The organism is Chitinophaga sp., assembly GCF_036566945.1.
Lineage (GTDB): Bacteria > Bacteroidota > Bacteroidia > Chitinophagales > Chitinophagaceae > Chitinophaga.
The window spans coordinates 1-9,416 of sequence record NZ_DATCVJ010000757.1 but is presented as its reverse complement, the minus strand read 5'-3'; the positions used below and the strand labels follow the sequence as shown (position 1 = coordinate 9,416).

At 43.6% G+C, this 9,416-nt stretch carries 7 protein-coding genes and 1 pseudogene; 4 read left to right on the top strand and 4 right to left on the bottom strand.

Annotated elements, in window-relative coordinates:
• Nucleotides 1-617, bottom strand: a pseudogene (locus VIP81_RS22790) (nitrite reductase); the annotation flags it as partial.
• A 608-nt stretch (nt 618-1,225) separates the two neighbouring features.
• Here VIP81_RS22790 and hxpB point away from each other — a divergent pair.
• Together hxpB and VIP81_RS22780 are read left to right on the top strand one after the other, a co-directional pair.
• Complete coding sequence (hxpB, locus tag VIP81_RS22785) at nt 1,226-1,885, top strand: hexitol phosphatase HxpB (protein ID WP_331966825.1); 660 nt, start codon at nt 1,226-1,228, stop codon at nt 1,883-1,885.
• A gap of 74 nt (nt 1,886-1,959) precedes the next feature.
• Nucleotides 1,960-2,724 carry a cyclase family protein gene (locus VIP81_RS22780; protein ID WP_331966823.1) on the top strand — a complete coding sequence of 255 codons (765 nt, stop codon included), beginning with the start codon at nt 1,960-1,962 and terminating at the stop codon, nt 2,722-2,724.
• 249 nt (nt 2,725-2,973) lie between these two features.
• On the opposite strand, the gene rpsA is transcribed toward VIP81_RS22780, so the two are convergent.
• Complete coding sequence (rpsA, locus tag VIP81_RS22775; RefSeq protein WP_133809219.1) at nt 2,974-4,875, bottom strand: 30S ribosomal protein S1; 1,902 nt, start codon at nt 4,873-4,875, stop codon at nt 2,974-2,976.
• A 356-nt stretch (nt 4,876-5,231) separates the two neighbouring features.
• Between rpsA and VIP81_RS22770 the strand changes: the two genes are divergently transcribed.
• Nucleotides 5,232-6,110: a rhomboid family intramembrane serine protease gene (locus VIP81_RS22770; protein WP_331966820.1), complete on the top strand. Its 879-nt coding sequence runs from the start codon at nt 5,232-5,234 to the stop codon at nt 6,108-6,110.
• Nucleotides 6,111-6,145: 35 nt separating this feature from the next.
• Nucleotides 6,146-7,369, top strand: a complete 1,224-nt coding sequence (locus VIP81_RS22765) for a 4-hydroxy-3-methylbut-2-enyl diphosphate reductase (protein ID WP_331966818.1) — start codon at nt 6,146-6,148, stop codon at nt 7,367-7,369.
• A gap of 256 nt (nt 7,370-7,625) precedes the next feature.
• Here the strand turns inward: VIP81_RS22765 and VIP81_RS22760 are convergent, their stop codons facing one another.
• Nucleotides 7,626-8,390, bottom strand: coding sequence for a LytTR family DNA-binding domain-containing protein (locus tag VIP81_RS22760; protein WP_331966816.1), 765 nt, complete (start codon nt 8,388-8,390; stop codon nt 7,626-7,628).
• Nucleotides 8,391-8,461: 71 nt separating this feature from the next.
• Nucleotides 8,462-9,416 (bottom strand): sensor histidine kinase (locus VIP81_RS22755; RefSeq protein WP_331966814.1); only part of this gene is annotated, 955 nt, incomplete at its 5' end.

The window sequence follows — 9,416 nt, the reverse complement described above, 5'->3', positions numbered from 1 at the left end:
TTGAAGCCACGTACTTCTTTACCGTCTATGATTTTTATTTTAGGGATCATACCGAAATCGTGCATAAACGACCAGGCAGTATCTTTTTCAGAAGCAGAAAAAGAGATCTTGATTTTACGACCCATTTCCTGACTTACCGGGTTGCGGAGGAAGTAGCGGAACACCGCATCTGCATAAGGAGATACATCAAATGGTTCTTCCGGATCAATACCAGCGCGGTCGGAGGCGGTTACGTTACGTACGGTATTACCGCAGGCTTCGCGGATGGTGATATCATCCAGCTCCAGTTTAGCCCACATTTCGGGCGTTCTTTCGAGGCTAACGTAGTGGATCTGTACATCCTGACGGGTAGTCAGGTGCAGGTTGCTCGTTGCATATTCATCAGAAATTTCAGTAATGCGATGCCATTGCTGCAGGGTCATTTTACCATAAGGCAATTTGATACGGATCATCTGTACACCAGGCTGACGTTGACCGTAAATACCTCTGGCCAAACGGAGGCTGCGGAATTTTTCATCCGAAATAGCGCCTTCACGGAACAGGCGAATCTTCTTCTCCAGGTCTATAATATCTTGTTCTACTATCGGATTTTCTAGTTCTGTTCTGAAGCTTTGCATAAAATGTATTTTCTGGTGGTGGTAAAAGCAATTTTTTATTTCTGGTTGGGGTGTTGGTCGTTTTCTTTTAAAATCAAAAGCCCCCGGATATCTGCGGAGGCTCGTATAATGCTGATTTACAGTAAGCTGATCACTGGTATTTCTTATTACACGCGCCTCGCAGGTGTTGCATTACAACAACGATTACTGCGACACATTTTCAATTCATTACCCATATTCCCTATAATTTTAGTAGAGTATTACAAAGATATAAATGCAGACCGGCTTTCCAAAACTTTTTTGGTAATATAAAAAGGTCCCAAAAAGGGGGAAATTGGCGGAGACTGCAGTACGGGGTGGATGAAATACCGGAAACAGGCCACCGCAAAGGAATAAGCGGCAGCCTGGAGGGAGATGCCCGCAGTGGGTCGATAACCAAATTTTATGCGGTATAACTTTTTGTTATAGGAAGCCGGGATAAAGAGGGCTGCTTGTGCCGACGCGAGCGGTTAGCGGGGCTTGCCAGCGGAGGAGCCGTTACCCTGATTTCACTGCAATCTCCCCGCATATCTTCTTATCTTTGCCGCGCATAAACTTAAAAAAGATAAATCGCGCATAAAAGGGAAGATATGATAGATACGGTAATATTTGATATGGATGGCCTGTTGATAGATTCAGAACCTTTATGGGGCATTGCCATGCGGGAAGTGTTTGCCACTGTAGGCGTAAACCTTTCCCCGGAACTGACGCATTTAACCACAGGTTTGCGTACCAAAGAAGTGGTGAGCTACTGGCATAGCTATTATAAATGGGAAGGCAAAGGGGAAGAGCAGGTAGTGAACGAAATCATTGACAGCGTGATTGCCAAAATCATTACTGAAGGTAAGTCCATGGAAGGTTTGAACTATATTCTCTCCTACTTTCAAGAGAAAGGATTTAAAATGGGGCTGGCTTCTTCGTCGCCGTTGCGCCTGATCAACGCGGTGTTGGATCATTTGCAGATAAAAGATGCTTTTCAGGCAGTATATTCTGCGGAATTTGAAGACTATGGTAAACCACATCCGGCCGTATACCTCGCCTGTGCGAAGGCGTTGGGCAGTGATCCGCTGGATTGCATTGCGTTTGAAGATTCTGTTACCGGTATGACAGCAGCTAAAGCTGCCCGCATGACTACAGTGGTAGTGCCGGAAGCCCATAACAGAAGGGATCCCCGCTATGCGCTGGCTAATTTGCAGCTGGACAGTTTGTTGGAATTTAATGATGCCCGTTTGTCGTTGTTGATGAAATAGTTTTTGGAAGATGGTGTTTTGTTAGTCATCTTTATAAGACAAAAAACTACATCACACCATCTTCCAAAAACACCATGAAAATAGTAGACTTATCCAAAACCATTGCCTACAATAAGCAGGATCCATGGTTTATGCGCATTAAAATAAGGCACAAAACGCATAAACAAAGCAAGGGCCTGATCCGCTTTTTTATTGGGCTGCCTGCAAAGCTTTTCCCCAAAGGGTTTGAAGGCTGGGCCGATGATAAAATTCTCAGCATGGGCGTACATGCTGCCACTCATATAGATGCTCCCTGGCATTATGCGCCGACGGTTAACGGCAAACCCGCTAAAACAATTGATGAGATTCCGCTTGAATGGTGCTACGGCCCTGGCGTAGTGCTGAATATGACGCATAAGGCAGATTTTGACGCCATAACGGTAGCGGATATACGTGCTGATCTGGAAAAAAGCGGCGCAGTGATTTCACTCGGCACTATAGTATTGATTTATACCGGCCGTGATCAATATATCGGCACGCGTGACTACCCTATGCGAGGAACCGGTATGAGCGCAGAAGCCACGCACTGGCTGATTGACCAGGGTGTAAAAGTGATGGGGATAGATCAGTGGGGATTTGACCTGCCGCTGAAATACATGGCACAAAAAGCAAAAGAAAATAAGCAGGATAATTATTTCTGGCAGGCCCACCTGGTGGGGCAACAGAAAGAATACTGCCATATGGAGCAGCTGGTGAATCTGGGGGCATTGCCGGCCAGCGGATTTAAGGTGAGTGTGTTTCCGTTGAAGATAAAGGGGGCGAGTGCCGCGCCGGCGCGGGTAGTAGCGATATTTGAATAATGCCGCGAAAATTGTCTTTCCCAGGATTATACTGATTTAGATGATTTTCCGGATTTTTGTTTTTATGATTTTTAATTGATTAAAAGATGAAGGTTGATGAATGCAGGTTGCTTTCATCACCCGCTATCTTTTAATCGAAAAAAGTAAAATCCGGGAAATCATTAAAATCAGTATAATCCTGTTCCAAGACAAAAAAATCCCGCTCTGATGTTACTCAGAGCGGGATTTAATATTTAATGAAACCGGATCTTATTGCGCGCTTTTTTCTTCGCCGCCTTCAGATTGTTTCAGTTTTTCTCTCAGTTCAGCTAAAGCACCCAGATCACCTAAAGTAGCTTTTTCTACTTTACCCTGGATGTTTTTCACTGCTTTACGGGTTTTATCCGCTTCGTCTCTCTTCTCTTTCACAACAGCCTGTTTTTCTTCAGCCTGTGCTTTTTCCCAAACTCTGGTATGAGAAACCAGGATACGTTTTTCGCTGCGATCGAATTCGATGATCATGAATTCTTTCACGTCTTCAACGTTGATTGGTTTTTCATCTTCAGTTCTCAGGTGGCGAGCAGGAGCATAAGCTTCCAGACCGTACTGCAGTTGAACAGTAGCACCCTTGTCATCTTTCTTCACAACAGTACCTTCGTGTACGGAGTTGATTGGGAAGATAGTTTCAAAAGTGTTCCATGGATCTTCTTCGATCTGTTTGTGACCGAGGCTCAGTTTGCGGTTGTCTTTGTCAATACCCAGGATAACTACATCTATTTCGCTACCTACTTTAGTGTATTCGGATGGGTGATTGAAACGTTTGATCCAGCTCAGGTCAGAGATATGGATCATTCCACCGATACCAGTTTCCAGTTCAACGAATACGCCATAAGGAGTGATGTTTTTCACGATACCTTTATGACGGCTTTCAACTGGGAATTTAGTTTCGATAGTAGACCATGGATCTTCTGTCAGTTGCTTGATAGACAGGCTCATTTTGCGCTCGTCTTTGCTCAGGGTAACTACCACTGCTTCGTATTCTTCCCCTAATTTGAAGAATTCTTTAGCGTTGATAGGGGTAGAAGCCCAGGAGATTTCAGATACGTGAACCAGACCTTCAACACCTGGCATGATTTCCAGGAATGCACCATAATCTTCGATGTTTACAACTTTACCTTTTACTTTAGCACCTTCGGTGATAGTAGCTGGTAAAGTATCCCATGGATGCGGAGTCAGTTGTTTGTAGCCCAGGCTTATGCGACGTTTTTCGTCATCGAAGTCAAGCACAACAACGTTGATTTTCTGATCCATCTGCAGTACTTCGCTCGGATGGGAGATACGGCCCCAGCTGATATCTGTGATATACAGTAAGCCGTCCAGACCACCCAGGTCGATGAATGCACCGAAGTCGGTGATATTTTTGATAGTACCTTCCAGCACCTGGCCTTTCTCCAGTTTGCTGATGATATCCACTCTCTGTTGTTCGATATCGCTTTCGATGAGCGCTTTGTGGGAAACAACGGCGTTGCGGATGGTTTCGTTTACTTTCACCACCTTGAACTCCATAGTTTTGCCTACAAACTGGTCGTAATCGGTAACTGGTTTCACATCGATCTGTGAACCTGGTAAGAATGTTTCCATACCATACACGTCTACGATCAAGCCGCCTTTGGTTTTGCTGGTAACGGTACCAGTAACCACTTCGCCTGTTTTGTAAACTTCCACGATTTTTTCCCATGCACGTTTCTGGCGAGCCTGTTTACGGCTCAGGTGCAGGTTACCATCGCGGTCTTCTTTTTCTACAACCAGTACTTCCACTTCATCACCGATCTTCAGACCTGGTAAATCACGGAATTCATTCAGAGAAATCAAACCATCAGATTTGAAACCGATGTTGATCACTACGTCTGTGTTGGTTAAACCTACAACAGTACCTGTCAGCAGGCTGTTTTCTTCAAACACTTTGAAAGTGCTGTCATAAGTCAGATCGTACTTAGCTTTTTCTTCTTTGCTGTAAGAAGAAACGTTACGTTTGTCAACGCTCCAGTCGAAATCGTCATGTGCGGTTTCTACTACAGCTACAGGAGCCTTTGGTGTCGCTGTTTCAACCGCAACTGCTTGCGGAGCCTGTTGTTCAGCGTTTTGTTCGTTAGGAATGATGTTTTCGCTCATAAAAAATTTTAAATTTAATCCGGAATACCCGGACTCCCTGTTTTATGGGACGGCAAAAATACGAAAAAATCGCTGTTTATCTACATTTTTATTGAAGAAAAACCCTATCCGCTGTCATATGGGGCGCAGTTTTCAGATATTTTTTAAATGTATTATTAATATTTATACTACAATAAAAAATTAAACTGTGTAATCAGGCATTTTTTTTGTCGTAAAAACAACCAGAACGCGGATTTATTGTTGATATAACAGGCAGGGTGAGCTGCCATTTATTTGCAGTAAACCGGCTTATTTTTCCTTCATCCAAAATGTTAATTACTATTATTTAATCCCGGATTTTATTTTAATTTGTGTATATGAACGGGACCTCTTTTCAATCGGATATTCGCTATTGGCTCAGGCAAGGTAATACAGTGAACTATTTGTTATTCTGGAACATTGTTGTTTTTCTGGGGATCAATATTCTTCGTCTTATTGCTTTTCTGACCAAACAACCCGCTTCTTTTATATGGACATATGATCAGCTGGCCATGCATGTGCCGCTGAGTGCCTTTATATTAAAGCCATGGGGCTTGATCACCTATATGTTTACACATGTGGAAATATTTCACGTGTTGTTTAACATGATCAACCTGTACTGGTTTGGTAACCTGTTCCGCGACTTCCTGGGTAATAAGCGGGTACTCCCCTTATATCTGCTGGGCGGTATTGCCGGTGGGTTGCTGTATCTGTTAAGCAGCAGTTTATTTCCGGGTTATGTAGGTACTACTATGGTGGGCGCTTCTGCGGCGATCATGTGTATACTGGTGGCAGCGGCTACCCTGATGCCTAACTATGAAATAGGACTGATGTTCCTGGGCAGTGTGAAGCTGAAGTGGCTGGCACTGGCGCTGGTGGTACTGGGCCTGATTTCTATCCCCAATGGAAACATCGGTGGGCTGATTTCACATATAGGAGGATCCCTGCTGGGCTTCTTCTATATCCGCATTTTGCAGGCCGGCACGGATCTCTGTAAACCGCTGATGTGGGTGTTTGATGCCGGTACCAGACGGGAAAACAGACAGATCACCCGGAAATTCAAACCTAAAAAATCACCCCTGAAAATAGTCAAAAAAGCAGACGACAACAGTCAGTCGAGGCTGGATCAGCTATTGGATAAAATAAATGAAAAAGGCTACCAAAGCCTGAGTGCAGAAGAAAAAGCCTGGTTAGACAAAGTGAGCAAAGAAAACTGATTAACTTTGTCTTTCAATTTTCCGCCATTTAAGACATGAAAACATTTAACGTTCCCGTCATATATCGCAGTCCGCTGATCAGCGCCATTAAAAACCAGCGCAAGCAGGAGGACCGCATGAAGAAGGATTTTACGCCCACCGAACTTAATTTTGGTCCACTTAGAATTTTACTGGCCCGTCATTTCGGATTTTGCTACGGGGTAGAAAATGCGATTGAAATCGCCTTTAAAACGGTGGATGAAAATCCCGGTAAACGTATTTTCCTGCTCAGTGAAATGATCCACAACCCCCATGTGAACAACGATTTGCTGGATAGAGGTGTGCAATTTATCATGGATACTTCCGGTAATCAGCTGGTTCCCTGGGAAGCTTTGGAGCCTGATGATATCGTGATCATTCCGGCATTTGGTACTACGCTGGAAACAGAACGACAGCTGGCATCATTGGGTATTGAACCGCTCAAATACAATACTACCTGCCCTTTTGTGGAACGTGTGTGGAATAAGGCAGAACAAATCGGAAAGAAGAACTATACTGTTATTGTACACGGCAAGCCTAAACATGAAGAAACCAGGGCCACGTTCTCTCATAGCCAGGCCGGTACCCCCACCGTGGTAGTAAAAGATATCAAAGAAGCAGCGTTGCTGGCGGAATTCATTAACGGACAAAAAAGTCCGGATGAGTTCTATGACCTGTTTAAAGGCCAGTACTCACCTGGCTTTGATGCCGCCACCGACCTTCAGCGGGTAGGTGTAGTGAACCAAACTACTATGCTTGCTACAGAAACGCAGGCCATCGCTGATTACATCCGGCAGGTGATGATGACTACTTTTCAGCTTACAGAAGCTAATATTGGAGAAAGGTTTGCAGATACCCGCGATACACTTTGCTATGCCACCAACGATAATCAGACTGCTGTTACCGGTATGCTGCTGCAACCTGCTGATCTGGCCATTGTAGTGGGTGGTTATAACAGTTCTAATACCTCGCACCTGGTGGAATTATGTGAAGAAAAGCTGCCTACCTATTTTATCTCCTCTCCCGAACATATGCTTTCGGAGAACGCTATCAACCACTGGGATTTTCATCATAAGAAAGAAATTAACAGTGATCACTTTTTACCACAAAAAGAGCAGGTGACCATTTTGCTGACCAGTGGCGCGTCCTGTCCGGACGCCCTCGTTGAAGGTGTCATCCGCCGCTTACTCTCTTTTTATCAGCTGGAACATAAAGCAGATGAATTGGCTACATCTGATTAATATAAATTATATGTAAATAGTTATTTTGGAATGTAATACAACAAAAAAGACACCACTAAGGTGTCTTTTTTCTTTGGGGCTAATCACGCTAGTAATGCAGAGTATAAAATTCTTATATCGTGTTAATATTGAAATCGTAATTCAAAAGTAATTGATCTGCAATATGCTTGCAATAGCCATTTATTATATGGTAGGTAATGCGCTATAACTGGCATAAAAACGAATAAAATCGGAATTGTACTTTCTAAAAAGGGGCTCAGAACTGCATCGCCTTCTTTAAAAAGTCGGCTTTGCGTCTTCTGGAAACCTCCACCTGCGTGCCGTCGCTCATCAGGGCAAAGCCTCCTTCGCCCTGTATATATGACTGCATCTGCTGCATATTTATTAAGTGAGAATTATGTACTCTGAAAAAATCCACATCAGACAGCAGCTCCTCAAACTCTTTCAGGGGGCGGGATACCATGAGATTTTTTTTATCAGTAAAGAAAATACGGGTATAGTTACCGGTAGATTCGCAACGGACAATATTTTGCACCGGCATAAAAACGAGGCCATTGATAGTGGGCAGGGCAATCTTTTTATGTGTTTGCTGCAGCGTTTTCATGTTTTGTAAAAACACCTCCATCGGAGATACGCCAGGATCTTTTACGCGATTCACTTTTTTCTCCCGGCATTTGTCCAGGGCATCCTGCAATTCCTTTACGCTAAAGGGTTTCAGCAGGTAGTCCAATGCGTTGAATTTAATAGCCTTCAGTGCATACTGTTCATAGGCCGTAGTAAAAATCACATCGAAAAAAACTTTTTCAAATAACTTCAGTAATTCAAAACCGTTCTGATAAGGCATTTCCACATCCAGAAATACCAGGTCTGGATGCAACTCATCCACCAGTTCTTTTGCTTCCCGTACACTTTTTGCCGAGCCTATCACATGTACGCCGGGACATTTTTTTTGTAACATCGTTTGCAGGGCATCAATGCAATGTTGTTCATCATCAACAATGATAGCTTTGATTTCGCTCATACAAGTAGCTTTTAGCTATTAGCTGTTTTATGGTTTAAGGATTAAGTGTCACTTATGAAGTCGGTATCTTCCTAAAATATAAATTCGGCAGGCAACACAATTGTCACCTTTGTTCCTATTCCCTGCCCTGATTCGTCTTCCAGGTCCGTTACAGTTACTTTTGCTTCTTTATTATTGATCTTTCGGATCAGGTCTATGCGGCCTTGTGTTACTTTCATACCTACAGAAGTATGCATGCGGCCTTTCCTGTCTTTTATTTCCATGGCCTTTTTCCGGCCGATGCCGTTGTCGGTGATGGTGCATACCAGACTACGTTTCTTTAAAACGATATCGATATCCAGTATTCCCCTTTCTTCCGGTAGCTTATGTACGAGTCCATGCCAGATAGCGTTTTCCACATATGGTTGTAAGATCATGGGGGGAATGAGTACTTCATCATCATTGATTTCAGGATCGATATTGAAGTGGTACTCAAAGATACCATTACAGCGGAGCGATTCCAGGTCAAGGTACAACCTTAATGATTCCAGTTCTTTATTTAATGTAACAAAAGTATGCTGTGTGTTATCGAGGATGAGGCGCATGAGCCGGGAAAACTTGGTCAGGTAGTCAGATGCTTCTTCCTGATTATTACTCCAAATGTAACGGTGGATAGAGCTGAGGGAGTTAAAAATAAAATGGGGGTTCATCTGGGAACGGAGGGAACGTAGTTCCAGTTGTAAGGTTTGTTTGTTTGCCTTCAGGTTACGGTGACGGATATAGAAAAATCCGCCCACAATAGCCATCAGCAGAAATGCCGCGAGGAAAAAGGTGATCACTACATTTCGTTTGGTGCGCAAGTCTCCCATCACTTTATCATGTTCCAGGCTGCGGATGTGGTTATCTTTCCGGTCTACCTCATAGATCGTTTGCATTTGGGCGAGCGCCATGGCCGACTTTTCATCGAGGATACTGTCTTTATACAGCAGTGATTTATCGGTTGCTTCCAGCGATTTTTCAAAATCGCCGCTCTCTTTGTAATCTATT

Coding starts and splice junctions, on each gene's coding strand:
- VIP81_RS22780 (WP_331966823.1), top strand. CDS start 1,960: ATGAAAATAGTAGACTTATCCAAAACCATTGCCTACAATAAGCAGGAT.
- rpsA (WP_133809219.1), bottom strand. CDS start 4,875: ATGAGCGAAAACATCATTCCTAACGAACAAAACGCTGAACAACAGGCT.
- VIP81_RS22760 (WP_331966816.1), bottom strand. CDS start 8,390: ATGAGCGAAATCAAAGCTATCATTGTTGATGATGAACAACATTGCATT.
- hxpB (WP_331966825.1), top strand. CDS start 1,226: ATGATAGATACGGTAATATTTGATATGGATGGCCTGTTGATAGATTCA.
- VIP81_RS22765 (WP_331966818.1), top strand. CDS start 6,146: ATGAAAACATTTAACGTTCCCGTCATATATCGCAGTCCGCTGATCAGC.
- VIP81_RS22770 (WP_331966820.1), top strand. CDS start 5,232: ATGAACGGGACCTCTTTTCAATCGGATATTCGCTATTGGCTCAGGCAA.